The sequence below is a fragment of the Herbidospora sakaeratensis genome, assembly GCF_001570525.1.
Classification (GTDB): Bacteria; Actinomycetota; Actinomycetes; order Streptosporangiales; family Streptosporangiaceae; genus Herbidospora; species Herbidospora sakaeratensis.
The window spans coordinates 145,566-170,314 of the sequence record NZ_BBXC01000021.1 but is presented as its reverse complement, the minus strand read 5'-3'; the positions used below and the strand labels follow the sequence as shown (position 1 = coordinate 170,314).

The 24,749-nt window shown below is 72.4% G+C and carries 22 protein-coding genes; 16 read left to right on the top strand and 6 right to left on the bottom strand.

Translation table 11 applies throughout. From position 1 onward, the window contains the following. Positions 1-99: 99 nt before the first annotated feature. Complete coding sequence (locus AW271_RS32145; RefSeq protein WP_062341364.1) at positions 100-1,206, bottom strand: glycosyltransferase family 4 protein; 1,107 nt, start codon at positions 1,204-1,206, stop codon at positions 100-102. Between the two features lie 58 nt (positions 1,207-1,264). Here AW271_RS32145 and AW271_RS32140 point away from each other — a divergent pair, with 58 nt between their 5' ends. From AW271_RS32140 to AW271_RS32130, 3 genes are all read left to right on the top strand, one after another. Next, complete coding sequence (locus tag AW271_RS32140) at positions 1,265-2,068, top strand: PIG-L family deacetylase (protein WP_062341363.1); 804 nt, start codon at positions 1,265-1,267, stop codon at positions 2,066-2,068. A 52-nt stretch (positions 2,069-2,120) separates the two neighbouring features. Then, complete coding sequence (locus tag AW271_RS32135; RefSeq protein WP_062341362.1) at positions 2,121-3,182, top strand: lysylphosphatidylglycerol synthase domain-containing protein; 1,062 nt, start codon at positions 2,121-2,123, stop codon at positions 3,180-3,182. 95 nt (positions 3,183-3,277) lie between these two features. Next, positions 3,278-6,607 carry an ATP-binding protein gene (locus AW271_RS32130; RefSeq protein ID WP_062341391.1) on the top strand — a complete coding sequence of 1,110 codons (3,330 nt, stop codon included), beginning with the start codon at positions 3,278-3,280 and terminating at the stop codon, positions 6,605-6,607. On the opposite strand, the gene AW271_RS32125 is transcribed toward AW271_RS32130, so the two are convergent. Both AW271_RS32125 and AW271_RS32120 read right to left on the bottom strand, forming a co-directional pair. Continuing rightward, positions 6,608-7,627 (bottom strand): DUF4331 family protein, encoded by a 1,020-nt coding sequence (locus AW271_RS32125; RefSeq protein ID WP_062341361.1) that lies wholly within the window; start codon positions 7,625-7,627, stop codon positions 6,608-6,610. Between the two features lie 76 nt (positions 7,628-7,703). Beyond that, positions 7,704-8,168: a hypothetical protein gene (locus AW271_RS32120; RefSeq protein ID WP_062341360.1), complete on the bottom strand. Its 465-nt coding sequence runs from the start codon at positions 8,166-8,168 to the stop codon at positions 7,704-7,706. 130 nt (positions 8,169-8,298) lie between these two features. On the opposite strand from AW271_RS32120, the gene AW271_RS32115 reads away from it, so the two are divergent. Next, positions 8,299-8,796, top strand: a complete 498-nt coding sequence (locus AW271_RS32115) for a DedA family protein (RefSeq protein ID WP_062341359.1) — start codon at positions 8,299-8,301, stop codon at positions 8,794-8,796. Here the strand turns inward: AW271_RS32115 and AW271_RS32110 are convergent. After that, entirely contained in the window at positions 8,793-8,975 is a 183-nt protein-coding gene (locus tag AW271_RS32110) for a YegP family protein (protein WP_062341358.1), read from the bottom strand. The genes AW271_RS32115 and AW271_RS32110 overlap by 4 nt on opposite strands. Before the next feature lie 57 nt (positions 8,976-9,032). Here AW271_RS32110 and AW271_RS32105 point away from each other — a divergent pair, with 57 nt between their 5' ends. Continuing rightward, positions 9,033-9,842, top strand: a complete 810-nt coding sequence (locus AW271_RS32105; protein ID WP_169806427.1) for a D-alanyl-D-alanine carboxypeptidase family protein — start codon at positions 9,033-9,035, stop codon at positions 9,840-9,842. On the opposite strand, the gene AW271_RS32100 is transcribed toward AW271_RS32105, so the two are convergent. Beyond that, positions 9,787-10,608 carry a TrmH family RNA methyltransferase gene (locus AW271_RS32100; protein ID WP_062341357.1) on the bottom strand — a complete coding sequence of 274 codons (822 nt, stop codon included), beginning with the start codon at positions 10,606-10,608 and terminating at the stop codon, positions 9,787-9,789. The two genes, AW271_RS32105 and AW271_RS32100, sit on opposite strands and share 56 nt — an antisense overlap. A gap of 112 nt (positions 10,609-10,720) precedes the next feature. On the opposite strand from AW271_RS32100, the gene AW271_RS32095 reads away from it, so the two are divergent. The 8 genes from AW271_RS32095 (at position 10,721) to AW271_RS32060 (ending at position 19,122) form a co-directional block, all read left to right on the top strand. Then, on the top strand, positions 10,721-11,359 hold the full coding sequence (locus tag AW271_RS32095) for a cation efflux transmembrane domain-containing protein (RefSeq protein ID WP_062341356.1): 639 nt from the start codon (positions 10,721-10,723) through the stop codon (positions 11,357-11,359). 406 nt (positions 11,360-11,765) lie between these two features. Next, complete coding sequence (locus tag AW271_RS32090; protein ID WP_245653307.1) at positions 11,766-13,544, top strand: substrate-binding domain-containing protein; 1,779 nt, start codon at positions 11,766-11,768, stop codon at positions 13,542-13,544. 141 nt (positions 13,545-13,685) lie between these two features. Next, positions 13,686-15,353, top strand: a complete 1,668-nt coding sequence (locus AW271_RS32085; protein ID WP_062341355.1) for a sigma factor-like helix-turn-helix DNA-binding protein — start codon at positions 13,686-13,688, stop codon at positions 15,351-15,353. A gap of 133 nt (positions 15,354-15,486) precedes the next feature. Further along, positions 15,487-15,852: a hypothetical protein gene (locus tag AW271_RS32080; protein WP_062341354.1), complete on the top strand. Its 366-nt coding sequence runs from the start codon at positions 15,487-15,489 to the stop codon at positions 15,850-15,852. A gap of 122 nt (positions 15,853-15,974) precedes the next feature. Beyond that, positions 15,975-16,778 carry a glycosyltransferase family 2 protein gene (locus tag AW271_RS32075; RefSeq protein WP_062341353.1) on the top strand — a complete coding sequence of 268 codons (804 nt, stop codon included), beginning with the start codon at positions 15,975-15,977 and terminating at the stop codon, positions 16,776-16,778. After that, positions 16,775-17,680: a glycosyltransferase family 2 protein gene (locus AW271_RS32070; RefSeq protein ID WP_062341352.1), complete on the top strand. Its 906-nt coding sequence runs from the start codon at positions 16,775-16,777 to the stop codon at positions 17,678-17,680. Before AW271_RS32075 ends, AW271_RS32070 begins: the two co-directional genes overlap by 4 nt. After that, positions 17,677-18,480: a polysaccharide deacetylase family protein gene (locus AW271_RS32065; RefSeq protein ID WP_062341351.1), complete on the top strand. Its 804-nt coding sequence runs from the start codon at positions 17,677-17,679 to the stop codon at positions 18,478-18,480. Before AW271_RS32070 ends, AW271_RS32065 begins: the two co-directional genes overlap by 4 nt. 171 nt (positions 18,481-18,651) lie before the next feature. Beyond that, entirely contained in the window at positions 18,652-19,122 is a 471-nt protein-coding gene (locus tag AW271_RS32060; protein ID WP_198169341.1) for a hypothetical protein, read from the top strand. Here the strand turns inward: AW271_RS32060 and pdxR are convergent. Next, positions 19,096-20,499, bottom strand: coding sequence for a MocR-like pyridoxine biosynthesis transcription factor PdxR (pdxR, locus tag AW271_RS32055; RefSeq protein WP_245653306.1), 1,404 nt, complete (start codon positions 20,497-20,499; stop codon positions 19,096-19,098). The genes AW271_RS32060 and pdxR overlap by 27 nt on opposite strands. Positions 20,500-20,552: 53 nt before the next feature. Between pdxR and AW271_RS32050 the strand changes: the two genes are divergently transcribed. From AW271_RS32050 to AW271_RS32040, 3 genes are all read left to right on the top strand, one after another. Continuing rightward, positions 20,553-21,194 carry a pyridoxamine 5'-phosphate oxidase family protein gene (locus AW271_RS32050; RefSeq protein ID WP_062341349.1) on the top strand — a complete coding sequence of 214 codons (642 nt, stop codon included), beginning with the start codon at positions 20,553-20,555 and terminating at the stop codon, positions 21,192-21,194. A gap of 415 nt (positions 21,195-21,609) precedes the next feature. Next, a complete protein-coding gene (locus AW271_RS32045) occupies positions 21,610-23,370 on the top strand; it encodes a serine/threonine-protein kinase (protein WP_062341348.1) in 1,761 nt (586 codons plus the stop codon). 2 nt (positions 23,371-23,372) lie between these two features. Continuing rightward, on the top strand, positions 23,373-24,743 hold the full coding sequence (locus AW271_RS32040) for a protein kinase family protein (RefSeq protein ID WP_062341347.1): 1,371 nt from the start codon (positions 23,373-23,375) through the stop codon (positions 24,741-24,743). Positions 24,744-24,749 lie beyond the last annotated feature (6 nt).

The following is a 24,749-nucleotide window of genomic DNA, read 5'->3' as shown; positions in this document are numbered from 1 at the left end:
TCCAGATCGTCCAGCGCCCCCGTCCGCCCCGGCAGCCGCTGCCCATCGACCTACGCACTCCGTCGGGGCGGGTCCTCCCTTTTTGACCCGGCCCTTGTCTCACCGCCGGCCCGACGAAGCGTCGGCGGCCCGTTCATAACACCGCTCGAAGCCCTCCAGGACCACCGGCCACGAGCATCTGACCGGCGACGTCGACCGATTGTGCTCGGCGATCGCCCCTCGTAGCGCAGGGTCCCCCGCGAGCCGGGCCACCGCACCGGCCAGCTCGTCGAAGGTGCGCCCCAGCAGGCCCTCCTTGCCCGGGCTCACGAAATCGGCCACACCGCTCTGCGACCGTGCCACCACCGGCACCCCCGCCGCGCGCGCCTCCAGCGCGGCCAGACCGAACGACTCCCGGGGCGCCGGGGCGACGAAGACGTCGGCCTCCGCCAGCAGCCCCCTGATCTGGTCCCGGGTGTACCTTCCCGGCATCTCGACCCAGTCGATCCGCTTTGATTTCAGATGGCGCTCCATCTGGCCCCGTGCGGGCCCGTCGCCCACGATCGTGGCCCGCAGGGTGACTCCCCTGCGCGTTCTGGCCTTGGCGGCCTCCAGGAGCTTCAGGAGGCGTACGGGCTGCTTGCGCGGCGCCAGCCGCCCCACGGCCACCACGTGGACCTCGTCGGTGGGCACCCGGGCCGGCCCCTCGGGCCGCCAGCCCGACAGGTCGAGCCCGTTCGACACGACGTGGACGGGGGTCTGCGGCCCCGCCACCCGCCGGATGTGCCGGGCGGCCGCCTCGGAGACGGCCGTGCCGACGATCCCCCACTCGCTCCAGTTCGCGGCGTTCAGCACGCGGTAGAGGTTGGCGGTCACCGGATCCCACATGCTGTGCACGGTCACGACCGTGGGCAGCCCCACCCGGTGGGCGGCCAGCACCCCCATCCACGCGAACGGCGACACCGCGCCCGTGTGGACGTGGACGACGTCGGGCTCGCGCTGCGTCATGATCCGGATCAGATGGCCGGTGCCGCGCGGGTGGACCGGCAGGTCGAACGGCATGCGCGCGGTGGTCCGGTGGACGCCCGGCAGCGGCTCCCCCGGCGTGGCGGTGACCACCTCGACGTCGTGCCCGGCGTCGCGCTGGCTCCTGATCAGGTCGGCGACCTGCACCTCGATGCCGCCCAGCCGGGGCAGGTAGCAGTCGCTCACGTGAAGGATGCGCACCCGATCAGCCTGACAGAGGTCCGGACCCGGCTCAAACGCGCGATCGGAGGGTGGGATCATGTGTCGGGTGAAGACAGCGGTGTTCTTTCACGCCCATCCCGACGACGAGGCGCTGCTGACGGCCGGGACCATGGCGATGCTCGCGGCCGAGGGCCACCGCGTGGTCCTGGTGGTGGCCACGGCGGGCGAGCACGGCCTGGCCGAACTCCCCCACGGCGACGAACTCGGCGAAACCCGCATGAACGAGCTCTACGACTCGGCCGCCCGGCTCGGCTGCGCCCGCGTGGTGCGCCTGGGCTACGCCGACTCGGGCCTGGAGGCCGGCGGCGGCGCCGAAGACCGTCCGGCCGACGCCTTCATGGACGCCGACATCGAAGAGGCCGCCACCCGCCTGGCCGCGATCCTCGACGAGGAGAAGGCCGAACTCCTGACCATCTACGACCCCTCGGGCGGCTACGGCCACCCCGACCACGTGCAGGTCTACCGGGTCGGCACCCGCGCGGCGAAACTGGCCGCGATCCCGCCGATCCTCCTGGAGGCCACGGTCAACCGCGACCCCCTGCTGAAGGGCGTGCGGCTGGCCGCGAGGTTCTACCCCCAGCTCGACATCCGCTCCTTCGAGACGGCCTACTCGGCCTCGGCCGACATCACCCACCGGGTGAACGTCCGGAAGTGGACGTCGGTGAAACGCCAGTCGATGGCCGCCCACGCCACCCAGGCCAGCGGCGGCGACGGCGACCGCACTCTGGCCGCCCTGCTGAAGATCCCGGCCCCGGTTTACCGCTACGTCTTCGGCACCGAGTGGTACGTCCGCCGCGACCTGCCCCCCGGCACCAAGATGACCCATCCCTTCGACGACTGATCTCGTACCAGAGGATGAGCGAAGCGGTCACAGTGCCCGGCAGACTGGGCGCATGAACAGGTGGGTGCGGGTCGCCATGTCGGTCGCGTCGCTGGCGCTGGCCGCGGGGCTGATCGTCTACCTGCCCTCGATCATCGGGTCGCTCACCGGGGCGACGATGTCGTGGGGCCAGATCGGCGACCTGTTCGCCGCCGTCTCCTGGCAGATGGCCGCGCTGATGACCGTCGTGTGGCTGGCCAGCCTGCTCGCCTACACCTTCGTGCTCACCGGGTCGCTGCCCGGGCTCGGGCACACCCAGGCCCTCACCCTGAACGCCGCCGGGAGCGCGGTCAGCAACCTGCTGCCCTTCGGCGGGGCCGCCGGGGTCGCGCTGACCATGGCGATGACCAAGGGCTGGGGCTTCCCCGTCGGGGCCATCGTCGCCTCGACGCTGGTCAGCGGCGTGTGGAACATGATCTTCCGGTTCCTGCTGCCCGCCGTGGGGATCCTGGCCCTGCTGCTGTCGGGGACCGCCCTGTCCCCCACGGTCACCAAGGCCGGGTGGGCCGCGTCGGCCTCGCTGCTGGCGCTCGTCGTGATCGTCGGGGCGGCGCTGTTCTGGGACCGGGGGGCCCACGTCATCGGGCGCGGCGCCGACCGTCTCGTGGCGCTGTCGCCGAAGAAGATCCGGCCGGCCGAGCGGTGGGCCTCCGGCGCGATCCACAAGCTGCGCGACGACATGGCCGGGGTGGTCAGGTCGGGCTGGCTGAAGATGTCGTTCGGCATGGTGTTCTTCCTCGGCTTCCAGTGGCTGATCCTGGCGCTCTGCATGGCCGGGACCGGCTCGTGGGTCGGCACCGCCCAGTCGATCGCGGTGTTCGCGCTGTCGCGGGTGCTGACGAGCGCGCTGGCCACGCCCAGCGGCGCGGGGTTCATGGAGGCCGGCACCGCGCTCGCGCTGATCGGGTTCGGCGCGGGCGAGGCGCAGGCGACCGCCGCGGCGATTCTGTTCGGTTTCTGGACGTACACGATCGAGATTCCGTGGGGCGGGCTCGCCCTCGGAGGCTGGGCGATTCTTCGCAAACGCGACGGGAGACGGGAATCCGAACCGGTCACCCGCGAGAAAGCATCATGATCTTGCGCGACAATTGACCTCACTCTCCCCGAAGTGAGGATGACCGGTGAACGTCTTGTGTACCGTTTGGCGGCGCGCATAGCGTGGCGGCTGACATGAGCACGGTGGTCTTCCGGGTCCTTGGTCCGGTCGAAGCGTACGACGGCGAGAACGAGCTCGATCTCGGCGGCCTCCGCCAGCGGGCCGTCCTGGCCCGGCTTCTGGTCGCCCGGGGCCAGGTCGTACCCGTCGACACCCTCCTCTTCGACCTGTGGTCCGACGACGCCGCCAAGGGCGCGCAGTCGGGCCTCCAGGTGTACATCTCGCGGCTGCGGCGCGTGCTGGAGCCCAACCGTCCCCGGGGCGGGCCCAACCGGCTGCTGGTCACCGTCGCCTCCGGCTACGCCCTGCGGGCCGCGCCCGAGCAGATCGACGCGCTCCGGTTCGAGGCGACCGTGCGGGCCGCCGGCGAGCGGCTCGACGACAATCCGCAGACGGCCAGGGCGCGGCTCGAATCGGCCCTCGGGTTGTGGCAGGGCACTCCCTACAGCGACTTCCAGGACCAGCCCTGGGCCGAGGCCGAGGTGACCCGCCTGAGCGAGCTGCGGCTCGTGGCGCGCGAGCGTCACGCCGACGCGGGGCTGCGCCTCGGGCTCCACGCCGAGACCGTGCCCGACCTCGAGGCGCTCACCACCGAACACCCGCTGCGCGAAGAGGGCTGGCGGCTGCTGGCGCTCGGCCTCTACCGCTGCGGGCGGCAGGGCGACGCGCTGGCCGCGCTGCGCCGGGCCCGCACCATCCTCGACGACGAACTCGGCATCGACCCCGGCCCGGCCCTGCGCAAGCTGGAGAGCGACATCCTGTCGCAGGCCCCGGGGCTCGACCTGACCCCGCTGCCGCGCCGGGCCGAGACCACCCCGACCTGGCCGCCGCGCCCGCTCGAAGTGAGCCCGCTGCCGCCGCTGGAGCCCGAGCCGTTCGTCGGCCGCGAGCCCGAGCTGACCACCCTGCTGGCCGCCGCGCCCCACGCCAAGTCGGGCCGCCTCGCCATCGCGATGGTCACCGGCGACCCGGGGTCGGGCAAGACCACGCTGCTGCGGCAGCTCTCCGGCCGTCTCGAAGGGCAGGGCTGGGTCATCGCCGGGGGCGGCTGCCCCGACAGCGCGGCCACCCCGCCCGGCTGGGCCTGGGTCGAGGTGCTGCGGGCGCTGATCGCCCGGCGCGGCGCCGGGGAGTACGGCGCGCTGCTCGCTCCCCTGCTCGACGACCACGCGCCGGTCCCCAACGACGACGACGCCTCCGGCGGCTTCCGCCTCCACCGGGCGGTCGGCGGTTTCCTGTCGGGCGTGGCCCGCGAGGCGCCGCTGCTGATCACCCTCGAAGACCTCCACTGGGCCGACGACCAGACCCTCGCGCTGCTGCGCGCGCTGCCGAGCCTGCTGGCCGCCAGCCGGGTGCTGCTCGTGGTGACCTGCCGCGAGGGCGAGCTCAGCGACCCGCAGCAAGACGTGCTGGCCGCGCTGGCCCGCTTGGGCCCGGTCAGGGTCGAGCTCGACGGGCTGGCCCCGGCGCAGGCGGCCGAGCTCGTGCGGGCGACCTTCGTGCGCGGCGAGATCGACCACGACGTGGTCGCCGCGATCGTCGAGCGCACCGGCGGCAACCCGTTCTACGTGAAGGAGACGGTCCGCCTCTTCGAGGCGGAGGCCGACATCTCCCAGGTGCCGTCGGGTGTACGCGACGTGCTCCGCCGCCGCATCGCGCGGCTGCCCGAGAAGGCCCAGCAGATCCTGCTGCAGGCCGCCGTGATCGGCCGCGACGTCGACGTCGACGTCCTGGTCGACATCTCCGGCGAGGAGGACTCGGTCGTCGACGCGGTCGAGGCCGCGCTGCTGGCCGGGCTGGTCACCGAGCCCGGCGCGGGGCGGCTGCGCTTCGACCACGAGATGGTGCGCGACACCCTCTACTCCGACGCCTCCCGGCTGCGCCGCTCCCGCCTCCACGCGGCGGTCGCCTCGGTCATCGAGTCGCGCACCCCGGGCGACGTCGCGGCCCTGGCCCACCACTACGACCTGGCCGGCACCGCCGACACGGCCGCCAAGGCGGTGCGTTACGCGGGCCTGGCCGGCGAGCAGGCCGAACGCCGCTACGCCTACCGCGAGGCCGCCTCGCAGTGGGAACGCGCGATCAACGCCTACGACCGTGCGGGCGGGCGTCCAGGTAAGGACCGGCTCGAACTCCAGGTCCGCACGATCCACGCGCTGGCCCTCGCGGGCGACATGACCGCCGCGCGCGCCCACCGGCGCGACGCGATGGACGTCGCGCTCCCGCTGGGCGACCTCGAACTGACCGCCCGGGTGGCGGCCGCCCTGGCCGTGCCCCACAAGGGCATCGCCCGCGACTTCACCCGCACGGCGTGGGAGATCGTCGACGTCACCGAGAAGGCGCTGCTGGAGCTGCCGCCCAGCGAACACTCGCTGCGCGCCAGCCTGCTGGCCACCCTGGCCCTGGAGCTCGAAGGCTCGGCCACCCCGCGCGGCGAGCAGGCGTCACTGGAGGCCGAGGAGCTGGCCCGGGCCAGCGGCGACCCCAACCTGCTGGCGATGGCGCTCAGCGGCCGCCTGCGGCAGTCCTACACGCTGGCCCAGGTCGACGAGCGCGAAGACATCGGCCGCGAGTTGCTCCGGGTCGGCGCCGAGTCGGGCCAGATCTCCGTGCAGACCCTCGCCCACCTGGTGCTGCTCGAATGCGCGGCGGCCCGCGGCGACTTCGCCGAGGCCGACCGCCAGCTGGCCCGCGCCGACCGGCTCGGCCAGCAGTACGGCCTGGCCGCCCCCGCGGCGGTCGGCGCCTGGTACGCCGGCCAGCGCCTCATGATCGCGGGCGACTACGCGGGCGCCGAGACGGCCTACCGCAACGCGGCCCGCCTGACCGCCCGCGCGGGCATGCTCGAAGGCCGCCAGGACCTGCCGCTGATCGCGACGTTCTGCCTCCACCTGGTGCAGGGCAAGGCCGACGAGATGGCCGACGCCCTGGGCGAGGCCCACACGCGCGGCGCGAAGTGGACCCTCGACGCCTACGCGGTCGCCCTGGCCGAGGCCGGGCACCTGCGCGACGCCCGCGCGGTGGCCGTGACCAGAGAACCGGTCCGCGGCGACTTCCTCTACGAACTCGCGATGACCTGGCGCGCCCTGGCGGGCCTGCGCCTCGACGACGCCGACCGCATGAACGAGGCCTACACCGCCCTGCGCCCCTTCCACGACCGCATCGCGGGCGCGGGCACGGGTGTGGTGGCGTTGTGGCCGGTCGCCCGCACGCTGGGTGACCTGGCCGTGAAACTCGGCCACCCGGACGCCCGCGCCCACTACGAGAAGGCCCTGGCGGTGGCGCGCCGGGTCGGCGTGCAGCGCTGGGTCGACGACGCGGAGATCGCCCTCGACCGCGCATAGTCAGTCGTGTTCGGCCGGCGGCAGGTACGGGAACCCGTCCCTCGGCTTCGGGGTGACCGATTCGCGGCCGATGCCCAGGGTCACCGGGGTGTTGGCCGCGAAGGAGAACATCACGTCCGGGGCGTTGTCGGTCAGGGCGCGGCCGTTCCAGCCGGCGAAGGTGAAGGCGGCCTCGGTGCCGATCCGGTACGGCAGCAGGTTCGGTAGAATGCGCTCCACGACCGTTCGCGCGTAGGCGTCCGGGTCGGCGGCGGTGCCGTAGGCGCGGACGACGCCGGCCACCTTCGAGCGGATCACGTCACCGTGGACACGGACGTCGTCGGCGGGGGCGTTGGTGTTGAGGCGGTCGCCGAGGTCCTCGTCGTACTGGGTGAACAGCGGGTGGATCATCGGCAGGCCGCAGCGGTTGATCGGGCGCCAGCCGCCGCCGTCGGTGGCGAGGTAGGTCTGGGCCCAGACGCCGATGCGGCCGTCGGGGCCGGCGACGGCGCGCAGCTCGTCGTCGGGCAGTTCCAGGACGATCGAGTAGACCGTGTGGCCGGCGAAGAGGTTGCCCGCCTTGTCGGGGTTCCAGCCGGTCAGGTCGACGGTCGTGCCGTGCTGGAAGGCCTGGCCGACGGCGTGCAGGACGTCGGGCTCGATCCAGAACGAGTCGCCGGCCTGGCCGATCCAGACGCGGCCGCCGCAGTCGAGTTCGGTCGTCTCGCCCAGGCGGCCCTCGGCGATGAGCTTGTCCTCGCCGGGGGTCACGTGGTGGAGGCGGAAGGTCTGGCCGCCCTCGGCGTCGCGCTCGCCGAAGGTGAAGCGGAAGGTCACGTCCTCGACGGCGTCGCCATCGCCGTCGATCTTGAGCTCGTAGCGGCCCTCCGGGTGGAGTCCCTTCGGGGCGTCGGGGCCGGCGAAGGAGTGGCTGTGGTCGGCCGCGATGACGGTGCCGCGTTCGCCGCGGAAGACGTAGAGGTCGCAGACGTCCAGGCGCGGGTCCTGGCGGGCGAGGGGCGAGTCGAGGTGGTGGGACATGGGTGTGCTCCCCGGTATCGGAGGGGTGCTGACCTGTCCCACCCTGCCTCTCGCCGGGAAGATCCCGGTCGATGAATCAGCAGTTGACCTGGAACTTCTCGCTGATGAGCTGGTTGTCCGCCACGTCCAGGACCGCCCGGTAGAGGCCCGGGTTGCCGGGGACGCGCACGCGCCAGTCGACGGTGCGGCCGGCGCCGTCGAAGCCGCCCGAGCCCGACAGGTAGTCCTGCCACGCCTCGGCCGAGGGGCTGTAGCGCTGGAGGGTCCACGTGTAGGAGACGGCGCCCGATTCGGCGAGGCCGCGGACGCGGTAGGCGCAGTCGGGGAGTTCGTCCACGGCCAGCACGCCCGGCATCGGGGCGGCGAGCACCTTCTCGGCGGGCACGGACTGGGCCGACGACAGGGCCACGGAGCGGGCCGGCTGGTCGGTGACGGCGGTTCCGGTCAGGTAGGCGGCGGCGACCGCGAGGGTGGCGACGAGGAGCCGCAGCGCGGTTCCGCCGCCGCTCGCGACGACCGGGGCGAGGCTGCGGGATTTCATACCCTTTTTGTAGAACGCCGTGGTTGAGCGGTGGTTGCCGTCCGCTTGCAGGGGCGTGTGGTGCCTGGCGCGGTCCACGATGCGTCGCTTAAGGTAAGGCTGTCCTAATTCCGGGAAGAGGCGGCACACGGTGGAGTTCGGTGACCCCCTGTTCGGGCTGCCCTACTGGCTCGTCGGCGCGATCCTCACGGTCGCGCTCTTCGGGGCCTTCCAGGTCTACTACTGGGTGGGGCACAAGGTCGGCGACGCCGTCTACGAGTCGCGGCTCGGGCGCAAGATCGGGCAAGAACGCATCATCAAGGTCGAGAACGTCGTCCGCAAGTGGGGGGCGCTCGCCGTCTACGGGTGTTTCTTCGTGCCGGGCCTGCGGCACACGCTGCCCTGGGTGGCCGGGGTGCTGCGCGTCAACTACCGCTGGTATCTGGTCGCCAGCGCGCTGGGCTGCCTGACCTGGGCGCCGCTGGTGTGGTTCGGGCTCTACTCGGTCATCTGGGCCTGGCTCGGGCTCGCCGCCGACTCGCCGGTCGTCGCGGGCGTGCTCGCCGTCGTGGTGCTGGTCGCGGTGGTCGTGTACGTCCGGCGGCGCCGCCGCAGCCGCGACACCACGGCGGCGTCTCAACCGGGCTAGAGCTCCGAGTCGTCGAGGACCGCCTCCGGCGCGGTGCGGCGGACCGACTCGATACCGTTCACGCAGGCCGCGCGGCTGGTGAACGCCTCACTGACCGCGATGGTCTGCCCGTTGCCCATGACGAGCCGGAACCGGTAGGCCCCCGCCGCGTCTCTGCTGATGACGAATCTGCTCGCCATGTGTTCCCCCCGAATGCCGTCCGGCCGATGCGGGCCTACCCGTGCGATCATGCGGGCATGCGTGCCGCCGTTCTTCTCAGTGCCGCCCTCACCTGGGCAATCTTCCTGTCGACGCCCGCCCACGCCGACCCTCGGGTGACCGCCAAGGAGGTCTACGTCGTGGATCTCACGTCGGGAACGGTCCCGTACGCCAAACACGAGGGCCGCCGGGTGCCGGTCGCCAGCCTGACGAAGGTGATGACGGCCTACGTCGTGCGCGATCGGGCCGAGCTCGACGACCTGGTGACGATCACCGCCGCCGACGTGAACCACGCCCGGGCCGGCGGCGCCACCCACGCCGGGTTGCGGGCCGGGGAGCGGCTGACCGTCCGACAGCTCCTCTACGCGCTGCTGCTGCCCTCGGCCGCCGACGCCTCGAACGCGCTGGCCCGCGTCTACGGGCCCGGCAAACGGCGGTTCGTCGGCCGGATGAACGCCGCCGCCCGCGACCTCGGCCTGCACGACACCCGGTTCGTGAACGCCGACGGGCTGCCGGCGCCGGGGCAGTACTCGACCGCCCGCGACCAGCTGGAGCTGACCCGGGTGGTGCTGAAGGACCGGGTGCTGGCCCAGATCGCGCGCACCCGGGTCGCCCGGGCCGGCGGGCACACCTGGACCAACACCAACAAACTGCTGGGCACCACGCCCGGCGTCATCGGGCTGAAGACGGGGTTCACCCGGGCGGCGGGCTACTGCCTGGCGTTCGCGGCGCGGCGCGACGGACGCACCTATCTGGGGGTGATCCTGGGCGACACGGGCGACCTGCGGCGGTTCACGACGGCGCGGAACCTGCTGAGCTGGGCCGAACGAGTGAGTGACAGGCGATAGCGGCGGCCGCCACCACGTTGAGGGAGTCGACGCCGTTCTTCAGGGCGGCAGGGCTCATCGGGATGCGGACCCGCTGGGTCGCCTGGCCGAGCCAGCGCGACGACAGGCCGTCGCCCTCGGAGCCGAGCAGCAGCGCCGCCTTCTCGCCCAGCCCGACCTCGTCGATCGGCACGGCCGAGGCGTCGGGGGTGAGGGCGAGGGTGTCGTAGCCGTCGAGGGCGGCCAGGCCGCCGTGCCAGTCGTCCATGCGGGCCCACGGGATGGCGAAGACGGCGCCCATCGAGACCTTGATCGCGCGGCGGTAGAGGGGGTCGGCGCAGCGTGGCGACAGGACCACGGCGTCGACGCCGAGCGCCGCCGCCGACCGGAAGATCGCGCCGACGTTGGCGTGGTCGACAAGGTCTTCGAGGACGATGATCCGGCTCGACCGGCGGGCCAGCGCGGCGACCGTCGGCAGGGGCAGGCGTTCGAAGGAGGCCAGCGCGCCCCGGTGGACCGGGAAGCCGGTCACCTGCTCCATGAGGGCGTCGCTCACGACGTACACGACCTGGTTCTCGAGCACGTCGGCCAGGTGGGTGAGCCATTTCGGGGTGGTCAGGAAGGCCCGCGCGGGGTGGCCGGTCTGCAGGGCGCGGCGGATGACCTTCTCGCCTTCGGCCAGGAACAGGCCATGCTCGGCTTCGAGGCTCTTGCGCAGCTCCACGTCACGCAGGTGGGTGAAGTCGGTCAAGCGCGGGTCAGCCGGGTCGTGGAGCTGGATGACCATCACGCAAGCCTACCCTTGCCACCCCTTGGCAACGGCAAACCGGTGTGACGGTCCGTGGCCGATAAAGTACTCAGCGCTGTATCCGGCGGTGCGAGGGTGAACGGGGGTCAAGGTGCCTGACCAGCGGACGCTCACGCGCCCGGCCGTTTCGGCCGAGAGCTGGCTGAGGGACGCCCGCCGCGCGCGCCTGCTGTCGGTGGCGACCCTCGGCTGGCTCGGCGCCGAAAGCCTGGTCGGCGTTTACGCCGGCTGGACCGCCGACTCGGTCGCGCTGCTCGGCTGGGGCCTCGCGGCCCTGGTCGAGGCGCTGGCCAGTCTCATCGTGTTGTGGCGCTTCACCGGCGCCCGCCTGGTGTCACCGATGGCCGAGTTCCGCGCGACCCGCGCGGTCGCGGTGAGCTTCTGGCTGCTGGCGCCCTATCTCGTGCTGCACGTGCTCCACGACCTGGAGCACGGTCACCGGGCCGCGCCGACCGTGCTCGGCGTCCTGGTCACCACGATCAGCCTGGTCAGCATGCCGGTCCTCGGGTGGGCCAAACGGCGTGTCGGGGCCCGTCTGGCCTCGGCCGCGACGACCGGGGAGGGCACCCAGAACGTGCTCTGCGGGCTGACGGCCGCCGGGGTGCTCGCCGGGTTCGCGGCGGGCTCGATCGGGTGGTGGTGGGCCGATCCGCTGGTGGCGCTCTCGCTCGCGGCGATCGCCGTCTTCGAGGGCGGCAGGGCCTGGCGCGGGCACGTCTGCGACCACTGAAGCGAGAGCACGGCGACGTCCATGCCGGCGTCGCGCAGGGCGTCGATCACCTCTGAGGCGCCGCCCGGGACCGTCCAGACCCGGCCGTGGCGGCCCGCCAGATGGACCGCGCGCAGCCCCGGGAGGGCCCGCATCGCCTCTCTGGCCGAGGGCGGCAGGCCGGGGCGGTTGAACTCCAGCAGGAGGAGATCTCCGTCACGCATCCCAGCCCCCGGGTGCCGATTTCCACTGATTTCACGAACACGATACATCGCGAGATCGTGGAGTCAAGATGTATCGCGATGCCCATCATCGCAGTAAAAGGACCGTTTTGCCGGTCTAATGGTTGCCACTATGGTTCCGTAAGCATTACGGAGAATCTCCCTTTTGCCTGGCGGGGAGAGCAACGACTGACGAAGAGGCCATCGTGGGACGTCACCGCACTGACGAGATCGAGGGCGGCTACCCCGCGTACGAGCAGCCCCCCTCCCGCCGGAAATCGGCAGGGCCGGGCAAGGTGCTCGTCCCGCTGGCGGGGGCCGTGGCCCTCGCGGTACTGCTGGGCGTGGCCGCGTACGTCGTGGTGAACAAGGACTCCGCCGGGTGCTCCGGCGAGAAGGTGTCCTTGTTCGTCGCCGTCGCCAAGGACATCGAACCGGCCGTGAGCGAGATCGCCGGGCGGTTCGTGAAGGCCGAGAAGACCGTCGACGGCAGCTGCGTCGACGTGGCCGTGAAGGGGGCCGACTCCGACGGGGTCGCCGCCGCGCTGGCCGGGACCGGCGGCGCGAGCTCCGCGCCCGACCTGTGGATCCCCGACTCCTCGCTCTGGTTGTCGCAGATGCCGGCCAAGTCGGCGCCCAAGGTGAGCGCCAGCCTGGCCACCTCGCCGATCGTGCTGGCCGCGCCGAAGGCCGCCGCCGCCAAGCTGGCCGAGTCGCTGGAGCCCAGCTGGACCGGCATGATGACGGCCGCCAACGCCGCCAACCCCGACGGCCTCGCGAGCAAGGTGCGCGTGGTCGTGCTCGACCCCGCCAAGAACGCCGCCGGGCTCGGCGCGCTGCTGGCCGGGGCCGGCATCCTGCGGCAGAGCGGCGACGAGGGCTCCGAGGAACTGCTGGTCGGCGTGCTGCGGCAGTTGTCGGAGTCGAAGGTGACCTCGCCCGACAACCTGTTCGCGACCCTGTCGAAGGCCGCCACCCGGGTGCCGATCGGGGTGACCTCCGAGCAGTCGGTGTACGCGTTCAACAAGGAGAACAAGAACGCGGCCGTGGCGCTCTATCCGGCCGAGGGCACCGTCAACCTCGACTACCCGATCATCACCACGGCGAAGGACCCGGAGAGCGCGCAGGCCGCCAAGCTGTTCACCGCCGAGCTGGAGTCGGCCGCCTCCCGCAAGATCATCCAGGGCTACGGCTTCCGCACCCCCGAGGGCCAGGGCAGCGTGCTGACCCCCGAGGCCGGGATGCGGGCCGAGGCCCCGACGGCGCTGCCGATCCCCGACGCCAAGACCGTCGTCACGCTCGCGCAGTCGTGGAAGCGCGTCGGCCTGGGCACCAAGTTGCTGTCGCTCCTGGACGTCTCGGGCACGATGGCGCTGCCCGCCGACTCCTCCGGCATCACCCGCATGCAGGCCATCTCCCAGGTCAGCACCGAGGGCCTGAAGCTCTTCCCGGACAAGACCGAGATCGGGACCTGGATCTTCTCCGACAACCTCAACGGCGACAAGGTCGACTGGAAGGAGACGGTCCCGGTCGGGCCGCTCGCCCAGCAGATCGACGGGGTGACCCGCCGCGAGGTGATCGCCCGGCAGATGACCCAGATCAAGGCGATCCCCACGGGCAACACCGGCCTCAACGACTCGCTCTGGGCGGCGTACCAGAAGATGAGCGACGAGTACGAGGCCGACAAGATCAACACGATCCTGCTGTTCACCGACGGCGTCGGCAACGACGACCCGAGCGGCGGCATCACCAACGCGGGCATCCTGAAGCGCCTCAAGGCCAAGTTCGACGCGACCAAGCCGGTCTCGATCCTGGTCATCTCGTTCAACACCGAGGGTGACGCCAACCGGACCCAGATGGAGAACATCGCCAAGGCCACCGGCGGCCAGGCGTACTTCCCCGAGACGGTGCTGGAGATCCGCAACATCTTCCTGCAGGGCATCGCGCGCCGCCTGTGCGCGCCCAACTGCCCCAGCGCCAAATAATCTTCACCCGAGTCACAGGAGTCGCTGTCTTCCCAGGTCATGCCACTTGAGCATGGCCTGGAAGACAGTAAACGCGGCGCCGGAAAGGGGCGTCCTTCTCGTGTGGGGACCGGAGGGTCCCGTTCTCGGGGAGGAATTCCGTTGCCCGGATGGCCGACCGTCGGCCGAGCCGACGACACCCGTCTGCTCGACGCGTTGAAGCGCGATGACGCGCACGCACCAGCCAGCCTGTACGACGCGTACGCCGACCGGCTGAACGACTACGCCTACAGCCGCCTGCGCGACCTCGACCTGGCCGCGAGCGCCGTCCACGACGCCCTCGTGCTCGCGGTCGCCTCGGTCGGCCGGCTGGCCGAGACGCAGCGGCTGCGCGCCTGGCTCTACGCCCTGGTGCGCTTCCAGTGCGCCTCGCGCACGCCCGGCACGGCGACGACGCCGATCGACCTGGCCGACAGCCCCGACCCCGAGATGACCATGCTGGTCCACGAGGCGCTGGGCGAGCTCAGCGGGCCCGAGCGCGAGGTGCTGGAGCTCTCCCTGCGCCACGACCTCACCCCGGCCGAGGCGGGCGCCGTGCTGGGGCTGACCTCCCGCCAGGCGGCGACGCGGCTGGAGCGGGCCCGCGACCACCTGGAGAACTCGGCCGCCGCGGTGGTGCTGGCGCGGACCGGCCGGGCCCACTGCCCCGACCTGTCGGCGATGGTCGACTCCTGGGACGGCCCGCTGAGCACGCTGCTGCGTCAGCGGCTGAGCCGCCACATCGCGGGCTGCGAGGTCTGCGTCGAGGGCCGCGAGCGGCACGTCTCGGCCCCGAAGCTGCTGGAGATGGTGCCGGTGGCGTTCCCGCCGCTGTCGCTGCGACGCCGGGTCGTGGACACCTGCGCCCACCCGGAACGAGACGAAACGAAGATCCTCATCGTGCGGGACGGGGATCACTTCGACCGGAACGGATTCCCCGTGCCGGTCGGGCGGCGGCCCCGAGTGAAGCGGGGCCGCCGGGCGGGGGGCGCGTCACGGCGGGCGGCGGGGAAGAAGAAGTCCCGGCGCGCGACGCCCGTCGTGGCCGCTCTCGGCGTGGCCCTGGTGGCGGGGGGCGGGGTGTTCTGGCTCAACGGGGCCGGCGCCGGCGCGCCCACCCGCGTCGAGGCCATGCCGCAGCCGCAGCCCACCGACGACGCCGTCCAGGCCCCCCAGTACGAGGTCACCGAGGAGGACACCGCGCCGCCGCCTCCCGTGGAGGAGGAGAGCCCGACGCCGGTGGAGGCCGAGGAGACCTCGTCCACGCAGGCTCCCGGGCCGGTCCCGACGGCGGCGGGGCAGCCGCCGGCGCGGCCGAAGCCGAGCCGCAAGCCGGTGACCACCCCCAGGCCCACCAAGCGCCCGGCGGCTGCCCGGGCCGCCCTGTCGATGACCTGCCCGGGTGACGTCGGCGAGTCGTCCGGCGGGGTGCTCTACCTCACCGCCAGGAACGCTCCAATCGCCTGGAGCGCCCGCGCGGGCGACAACGTCTCAATCGCCCCGGCGCGCGGCGTGCTGAAGAAGGGCGCGAGCGGGCGCATGACGATCTCGATCATCGATCCGAAGTCGGCGGGCAGCACCACGATCGCGATCACCTCGCCCGGCGGCAGCCCGTCGTGCCGGATCAGCTGGCGCGGCGACGGCTACTCCCCGCCCGGCGGCGGGGTGCCCGACCCGACCAGCCCGCCCCGGCCGACCCCGACGCCCCCCAAGACCGACGAGCCGACCTCGGCGCCCAGCGAGACCCCGGCGACCCAGGTGTCGGAGGGGCCCCAGCAACCTCAGGCATAACACGAGCGGTTGCCGAGTCGTTACCGATAGAGTCCTGGTCCTTTGTGAACCGGGCGCTGCGGAAGAGCGTCGCCATTGACGCGCGTGCCCCCGGTTGATCCTATGAAGTGCCTCCACCAGCCGGGAGAGTGACATGGGGACCAGTAAGACCGTCCTGATCGGTGTGGTCGGCGCGTCGTGCGTGGCGGGAGCCGTGCTCGCGCTGGCCGACGTGCAGACGCCCGCCAGGCTGATCTTGACGCCCGCGTTCCTCCTTCTGGCGCCCGGCGTGGCCATCGCCGGGTTGTTGCGTGATCGTGACCCCCTATCGGCACTAACCGTGGGACTGGCCGCCAGTCTGGCTGTCAACGTTCTTCTCGCCGAGGCGATGCTCCTCTTCGACGCATGGTCACCGCGTGCCGGCGTGGCCACCGTCGCGGTCGTGAGCGCGTTTCTGGTGATCCTGCGCCAGCTTCACCGCCCCCGCACTCGCGTCACCCCCGCCCGAAACCCGGGATGACGACCCCACACCACCCTCTGCCCCACGACCGGGACGAGCCCCTGCCCCATCTCGTCCAGTCGCGCCGGTCCGCTGGCAGTCTCCGCTCATGACAGACCGCCCGGAAGGACATTTCCGTCACCATGAGTCCCGAGATCACCGGCCTGCGGCCGCTCCCGCACGTCGACCGATACACCCCCCTCGGCCCCCACCTCGCGGTCTCGCCGACCGTGAGCGTCGTCGTGCCGGCGATGAACGAGGCCGAGAACCTTCCCCACGTGTTCGCCACCCTGCCGACCTGGGTGCACGAGGTCGTCCTGGTCGACGGCCATTCGACCGACGACACCGTCGAGGTGGCCCGGCGGCTGCGGCCGGGCCTGCGGATCGTCCACCAGACCGGCCGGGGCAAGGGCGACGCCCTGGCCGCCGGGTTCGCGGCCTGCACGGGCGACATCATCGTGATGATCGACGCCGATGGCTCGACCGACGGCCGCGAGATCATCCACTTCGTCAGCGCCCTGGTCAGCGGCGCCGACTTCGCCAAGGGCTCGCGGTACGTCCCCGGCGGCGGCAGCGACGACCTGACGGTCACCCGGCGGGCCGGCAACAGCGTGCTGCGCACCATCGTCAACACGCTCTACCGCACCCGCTACACCGATCTGTGTTACGGCTACAACGCCTTCTGGGCCCGCCACCTGCCCGCGCTCGACCTCGACTGCGAGGGCTTCGAGGTCGAGACGCTGATGAACATCCGGGCGGCCAGGGCGGGATTGCGGGTGCACGAGGTGCCCAGCCACGAACGCTGCCGCATCCACGGGGAGTCGAACCTGCGGGCGATCCGCGACGGGTTGCGGGTGCTGCGCACGATCGTGCGGGAGTGGCGGCGCCGCCGGGTGGTCCCCGCGCCGCTGCCGCAGCCGGCCACGGCCGACCAGGGCGCGGCATGAACACCTCCGTCGTGATCTGCGCGTACACCGAGGACCGCTGGGACGACATCGCCGCCGCGGTCGCCTCGGTGCGGGCCCAGACGGTGCCGGCGCGGGAACTGCTGCTGGTCGTCGACCACAACCCCGACCTGCACCTGCGGCTCAAGCGGGCCTACCCTGACGCGACCGTGCTGGAGAACGTGCACGACAAGGGCCTGTCGGGCGGCAAGAACACCGGCGCCGAGGCGGCCACCGGGAGCTACGTCGCGTTCCTCGACGACGACGCGGTGGCCGACCCGGGCTGGATCGAGGGCCTGGAGTCGGCCATGGCGCAGCCCGGAGTCGTCGGCGCGGGCGGGGCCACCCGCCCGCTGTGGGCCACCCGGCGGCCCCGCTGGTTCCCGGTGGAGTTCGACTGGACGGTCGGCTGCACCTACAAGGGCATGCCGGAGACCCGGGCGCCGATCCGCAACGTGATGGGCGGCAACGCGATCTTCCGGCGCGAGGTGATCGGGGCGGTCGGCGGGTTCTCCTCCGGAATCGGCCGTAGCGTCGCAGAGGGAAAGAGCCGGCCGCTGGGCTGCGAGGAGACCGAGTTCTGCATCCGGCTCACCCAGCGGCTGCCCGGCTCGGTGCTGCTGTTCGAGCCGTCGGCGGGCATCGGCCACCGGGTGCCGGCGGCGCGCGAGACCTTCCGCTACTTCCGCTCGCGCTGCTACGCCGAGGGGTTGTCCAAGGCCCTGGTCACCCGGAGCGTGGGCAGCGGCGACGGGCTGGCGAGCGAGCGGTCGTACACCTTCACGACCCTGCCGCTCGGCGCGCTGAGGGGGCTGGTCACCCTCCGCTGGGGGACCAGCGCCGCCATCGTCGTCGGGCTGGCCTGGACGACCTGGGGTTACCTGGTCGGGAAGGCACGACGATGAACCGGGTGCCGATCCTGATGTACCACTCGGTCACCGACCGGCCCAACGCCGAGACCCGGCCGCTCGCGGTGCGGCCGGGCGACTTCGCCGAGCAGCTGGCCTACCTGGCCGCCAACGGGTTCACGCCGATGACGTTCGCGAGCCTGATCGCGGCCGTGAACGGCACCGGCGCGACCCTCCCGGCCCGGCCGGTGGTGCTCACCTTCGACGACGGCTACGCCGACTTCCACACCGAGGCGATGCCGATCCTCGACCGGTTCGGCTTCCCGGCCACCCTGTTCCTGACCACGGGCTGGGTGGCCGACGCGGGCGGCGACGCGGCCGGCCGGCCGCTCGACCACATGGTCAGCTGGTCGCAGGCCCGCGAGGCGGCCGCGCAGGGGCACGAGATCGCCGGGCACAGCCACAGCCACCCGCAGCTCGACCAGTTGCCCGACGCCGAACTCCGGCAGGAGCTGCGGCGCGGCAAGGCGGTCCTGGAAGACAGACTCGGACTCCCGGTGACGACGATGGCCTATCCCTACGGCTACTCCAGCGCGCGGGTCCGGCGTGAGGCGCGGCGGGCCGGGTTCTGGGCGGCGTGCGCGGTCGCCAACGATGTGGCCGAGCTGCCCGCCCCCGACATGCTGGCCGTTCCCCGCCTGACGGTGAGCCGGACCACCGGGCCGGGCCGGTTCGCACGGGCCGTGGAGGGCCGGGCGCTCCCGCTGGTCTATCTCCGGGAGCGCGCGCTGACCCGGGGCTACGCCGTCGTCCGCCGGGGCAGGTACGGAATCGCGCGTTTCGCCCGAAGAGCATAAGGGGAGAAAACAGGGCGACCGAGGACATGAGGGGGCACAGTGGCCCAGGCATGGCTACCCGTCGCCAGTCGCATTCCCGCTCCCCAGGACGCCGGCCCCATGATCGGGGGCGCGCCCAGGGTGGTCTGGTTCATTTGGCCTACGGACCCACAAGGGATCTCGGCCAAATCCGTGGCCCAGCGGCTCGTCCAGCTCAACCGCCCCGCCCACCTGGTGTGGAACCCGGTGACGGGGCAGATCATCCAGCAGTTGCCGCCGACCCGCGCGGCCTGCGGCCTCACCGGAGACCTCAACCGGCAGGGCCGGGTGTGCGTCCAGATCAGGGTCTTGGGGTCGGTGCACGAACCGTTCACCGACAGCAAGCTCGACGGTCTCGACGAGATCCTCGCCTGGCTCGACTCGTGGGAGGTTCCCCGGCGGTGGCCGGCCGGTCCGCCCCTACCCGTGCCCCATTCGCTGGTGCAGGACGGCAACCGCCGTCTCTGGGCCCGTGGGGGGCATTTCGGGCACTCACAGGTTCCGGGTTCCGCCGAGGGGGATCCGGGGGCCATCGACGTCGCCCGCATCATCGGAGACAGCGCGCCTCACTTAGAGGTGCCCCGTCCCCGGGAGGAGCTACGGCTCCTGGAGAGCGTGGTCTAGCAGGGTCCTGACGATCCCGCAGCCCCGGCGGACGTCGTGGAGCGCGGCGGAGCCGTAGCCGACGACCAGGCCGTGGACGCGGGGCGGGCCGTGGTGGTGGCGAATGGTCGTGTCGACCAGGACCCCCCGCTCACGGGCTCCGGCGACCACTTCCGGCACGACGTGTTCCGGAAGTTCCGCCAGGACGTGCAGACCGGCCGTGTCGCCCTTGGTCCACGGGCCGAGGGCGGCCACCACGGCCTCCCGCCTCCGGGCGTACTCCAATCGCATGCGTCTCAGGTGCCGGTCGAGGTCACCGCGGTCGAGCAGCACCGCGACCGCCCGCTGGACCGGCCCCGACGTGCGGTCGGCGAGTTCCTTCCGCGTTCGCGCGACACGGTCGAGCAGCGGCCGTCCGGCGACCAGCCAGCCGACGCCGACGTCGGGGCTGAGCGACTTCGACAACGTGCCGAGCAGCACGACGTGCTCGGGGCCGAGGCCGTAGAGCGCGGGCAGCGGGGCGACGTCGTAGCGGAACTCGGCGTCGTAGTCGTCTTCGACGACGAGCGCGCCGGTGGCGCGGGCCCAGGCGAGCAGGCGTTCGCGCCGCGGGATCGGCAGGCGGCCGCCGGTCGGGAACTGGTGGGCCGGGGTGGTGTAGATCATCCGCAGGCCGGCGGGCAGGTCGTCGACGATCAGGCCGTCGCCGTCGACCGGGCAGGGCACGATCTCGGCGCCCCGCGAGGCGAAGATGCGCCGGGCCGACCGGTAACCCGGCTCCTCGACGCCGACCCGGTCGCCCGGCTTCAGCAGGGTGGCGGCCAGCAGGTCGAGGCCGTTGCCGGTGCCGCGTGTGATCAGCACGTTCCCCGGCCCGGCGGGCACCGCACGCGCCCGGCGCAGGTGGTCGGCCAGCGCCTCGCGCAACATCGGGTCGCCGTAGAGGTCGGGCCAGGCGCTCATCGGCAGGTCTCCGGCGGCCCGCCAGGCCCGCCGCCAGGCGGCGGTGTCGTAGGCGCTCACCCAGGGGCGGCCCGGCCGCAGGTCGATCAGGCCGGGGTCGGGCGCGTGAAACGAGGGCGCGACGCCGGCGTCGGGCGCGGGTTCGGCCGGACGGTCGCCGTGGACGTCGGCCACGTAGGTGCCCGAGCCGTGCCGCCCGTCGAGCCAGCCCTCGGCGTAGAGCTGCTGGTACGCCTCGGTGACCACGGTCCGGCTGACGCCGAGGAGACCGGCGAGGCTCCGGCTGGAGGGCAACCGCTCCCCCGCCCGCAGCGCGCCGTCGCGCATGGCCGCGCGCAGCTGGTCGCCCACCTGGACGACCAGGGGCGTCGCGTCGGACCGGTCGACGGCCACCGGAAGATCGACCTGCTGCTCCCGCAAAGTGGTCTCCCTCAACACCGCGAAAGTGGACGTGTTCCTCCAGGCCACTCGGCTCCTACGGTACCGGTATGACCGAGCTGTCCAGCACCCCTCGTACCGTCCTCGGCCGCTCCAAGGCCCGGGGCCGCACCGACCGCGCCGAGCTGCACGCCGTCCTCGACGCCGGCCTGATCTGCCACCTGGGTGTGATCGCCGACGGCTCCCCCATGGTCATCCCGACCGGGTACGGCCGCATCGGCGACACCCTCTACGTCCACGGCTCGACCGGCGCCCGGTCGCTGCGCACCGCGCCGGGCGAGACGATCTGCGTCACCGTCACCCACCTCGACGGCATCGTGCTGGCCCGGTCGGTCTTCCACCACTCGGTCAACTACCGCTCGGCGATGATCTACGGCGTGCCGCGCCTGGTCACCGACGAGGAGGAGCGCATGGCCGGGCTGGCCGCCATCACCGAGCAGCTCGCCCCCGGCCAGTGGGACTACGCGCGCCTGCCCAACCGCAAGGAGATGGCCGCCACCGCCGTGCTGGCGCTGTCGCTGGAGGAGGCGTCGGTCAAGATGCGCGCGGCCGGCCCGAGCGACGACGACGAGGACTACGACCTGCCCGTCTGGGCGGGCGTGCTGCCCGTCGTGACGACGTGGGGCGTGCCGGAGACCGACCCGAAGATGACCCGGGACGTTCCGGTTCCCGCCCATATCTCCGGAAGATGACCTTTGACAACCCTGTCGCCCGATCGGGCGTCTACTTAACGCAGCACGAGGCGACCGGCGCCCATGTGGCCATCGAGTACCCGCAAGGGACTCGCATGGGCGGCCGGGTCGCCTTTTTTCATGTCTGCAGATGTGATCACGGTCACCTGATCACGACCACGGATGCCCTCCGGGCATGAATCGGCGCTCCGCGCAGTATGGGTTCAGGAATGGCCGATGTCACACTATGCCCTGGTCAACCGGCTGGACGGGGCCCGCGACCGCGACTCGGCGTCCCCGCACTACCCACCTGTACCACTAAAGTCACGTTTGACACTGAGTCACTACAATCTCATGACTTTTCCCATCACGAGGTAGACCCGCCGTTAGGCTCTGTGGTCGTCATGGTGGGGGCCCGGGCACATAAGGAGACCGCATGTACGGCCAGACCGGCGCCTGGCGGGTTCCCGGCTATACGGAGCTACGCGAGCTCGGCACCGGCGCAGCCGGACAGGTCGTGCTGGCCAGGCACGATGCCGATGGAACGCTAGTCGCGATCAAATACCTCTCCCAGGAACTCCGAGCCGACCTCAACTTCATCGCCCGGTTCCGGCACGAGGCCCGTCTCCTCGCGCTGATGGACCGCAACCCGCACGCCGCCCGCTTCTACGAGTACGTCGAGCAGCCCCACGGCGCCGCGATCGTCATGGAGCTCGTCGACGGCGTCTCGCTGCGCGCGATGATCCGCTCCGAAGGCCCGACGGGACCCGAGGCCGCCCTGGCGGTGCTCAAGGGCTCCCTCATCGGCCTGGCCATCGCCCACGACATGGGCGTGGTGCACCGCGACTTCAAGCCCGAGAACGTCATGGTCGACGGCGACGGCCACAGCAAGCTCGTCGACTTCGGCATCGCCGCCCGCGCGGGCGAGGGCATGCCGGCGTCGGGCACGCCGTCGTACATGGCCCCCGAGCAGTGGGCGGGCGCCCCGGCCGGTCCGACGACCGACGTCTACGCCGCCACCGTGGTGTTCTTCGAGTGCCTCACCGGCCAGCGCCCGTTCCAGGCCGGCAACCTGGCCGCGCTGGCCCACCAGCACCAGGCCGCCCCGGTCCCGCTCGACCAGATCCAGCCGCAGCTGCGCGGCCTCATCGAGCGCGGCATGTCCAAGCACCCGCAGGAGCGCCCCGCCTCGGCCCACGCCTTCCTCCAGGACCTGGAGTCGGTGGCGATCGAGACGTACGGCCCGCAGTGGGAGGAGCGCGGACGCCGCCGCCTGGCGGCGCTGGCCGGCCTGCTGGCCGCCTTCTTCCCGCTCGCCGCGGCCGTGCCCCAGGCCAACACCCAGCTCGCCGACACCCAGCTCGCCGCGGGCGGCGAGGACTTCGGCGACGAGGAGCGCAAGGGCGGCTTCTTCAGCAAGGCGTTCGTGAAGATCGGCCTGACCGTGGTCGGCATGGCGGTGATCGCGGGCGGCACGGCCGTGCTGGTCGGCTCGATCAGCGGCGCGACCCTGTCGGCCGGCACCACCAGCCTCACCCCGAGCCCGGTCAACACCTCGACGACCCCCGACCCGCTGGTCGAGGAGGTCGACGACGGCCTGATCGAAGAGGTCCCGGTCACCGAGACCCCCGAGGTCACCGAGTCGCCCGACGCCGGGGCGACCCAGCCCCCGGTCACCCAGCCGACGTCGAACCCGCAGCCCAAGCCGACGCAGCAGCCGAAGCCGAAGCCGACGAAGAAGCCCACCAAGAAGCCGACCCCCAAGCCGACCAAGAAGCCGGGCGGCGGCGGTGGCGGCCTCGAGGAGCCGGGCGACCCGACGGCCACCAGCGAGCCGGGCGACGAGACCCCCACGCCCAGCCCGAGTCCGACGCCTACGACTCCGACGACCAGCAGCTCGCCCAGTGGTGAGCCGTCGGCGACCAGCAGCCCCGACCCGCAGCCGTCTACGTCGACTTCCACCACCTCCTCCACAGGTGGCTCCACAAGCGGTTCCCCCGGCGGTGGCGGTCCCGGCTCGCCCGAGTCTGAAGAGTCGCCCACCCGGAACACCGAGAAGCCGACCGTCGAGCCGACGACCGGGGAGACGGCCGCCGCCGGATTCTTCGCCCTCGGCCTGATGACGACCGGCCTCGTGCCCGCCACACTTGCCGTGAAGCGATCCATGGCGGGAAGGCACCGGCGGAGGCGTAAGTAGTCATGCATGACGGGGGCACTGTCGCGGGCCACCGGCTGACCGGCAGGACGCGGGTCAGCGAGGTCGGCACCTGGCACGACGCGGAAGGCCCCGGCGGCGAGCCGTCGGGGCTGCTCCGGTTCAACGATCACCTGCTGGCCGCCCCGGGCGCGCGTGAGCGCCTGGTGGCGGCCATTTCCGCTGATCGGCGGCTGGCCCAGTCGGGGCAGTACGGCCTGCTGCCGGTCGCCGACCTGGTGGCCGCCCACGGCGAGGTCTGGCTGATCGTCGGCCGCCGCGCCGTGCCGACCGTGGCCGACCTGCTCACCGGCGGGAGCCAGCTCGGCTGGCGGCCCGACGCAGGCAGCGCCGCCACGATCCTGATCGAGACCGCCCAGACCCTGCTGGGCCTGCACGCCGCGGGCCTGGCCCACGGCGCGGTCCACCCCGGCACGGTCGTCATCGGCGAAGACGGCTCGGCCCTGCTGGCCGAACGCGGCCTGCTGGAGGCGCTGCGCACCGAGCCCGCCTCGCCGGAACGTGACATCGCCGCCTGGCAGGGCCTGGCCCGCACCCTGTCGGCCAGCTGGGCCACCGGCCAGCAGGCGCAGCTGCTCGACCACGCCGCCTCGGTGGCCGCCTCCCAAGGGCTGGCCACCGCCCGCGACGTCCTGACGAACGGCCGTGACCTGCTCCCGGCCGGGTTCTCCACCCGTGAGTCGCTGGTGCGCACCCTGCACGCCTGGTCGGCGCTGCCGCCGGTGGCCGCCGCGCTGCCGCCCGCACGGCTGCCGGAGACCGGCGAGCTGCGCACCCTGCTCGACCCGGCCCGCCACGCGGGGGGCCACCCGGGCGGCCCGCCTCCGGCGGAGTCGGGCGGCATGCGGTTCGGCCCGGGGGTGCCCGCCGACACCTCGGCCGCCCAGATCTGGCGGCAGGGCGCCACCCAGCACGCCGACCCCACGGCCCAGAACCGCCGCAGGGCCAAGCCCAAGCGCCGGGGCGCCTGGCTCAGCTCGCTGATCGTCTGCCTGCTGATCGCCGGGTTCATCCTCTACCTGCGCATGTCCCCGCCCGCCGAGATGGCGGTGTCGAAGGTCAGCGTGTCCGCGCCGAAGAAGACCCAGGGGTGCGACGCCAAGACCAAGATCATGGCGGTGGTCACCACGAACGGCGAGAGCGGAACGTTCAAGTACGAGTGGGAGCAGAGCGACGGCCGGGTGACCGCCGGGACCCAGCGGGTCGAGTCGGGTACGACTTCGGTAGATCTTCCGCTGATCTGGCAGGTGAGCGGTCCGGGCCGATTCAAGGGCACCGCAACGCTCCGCGTGCTCGACCACACCCCCGAGGGCAAGCCCATAGCCGCGAAGGCGAGCTTCTCGTACAAATGCTGACTTCAC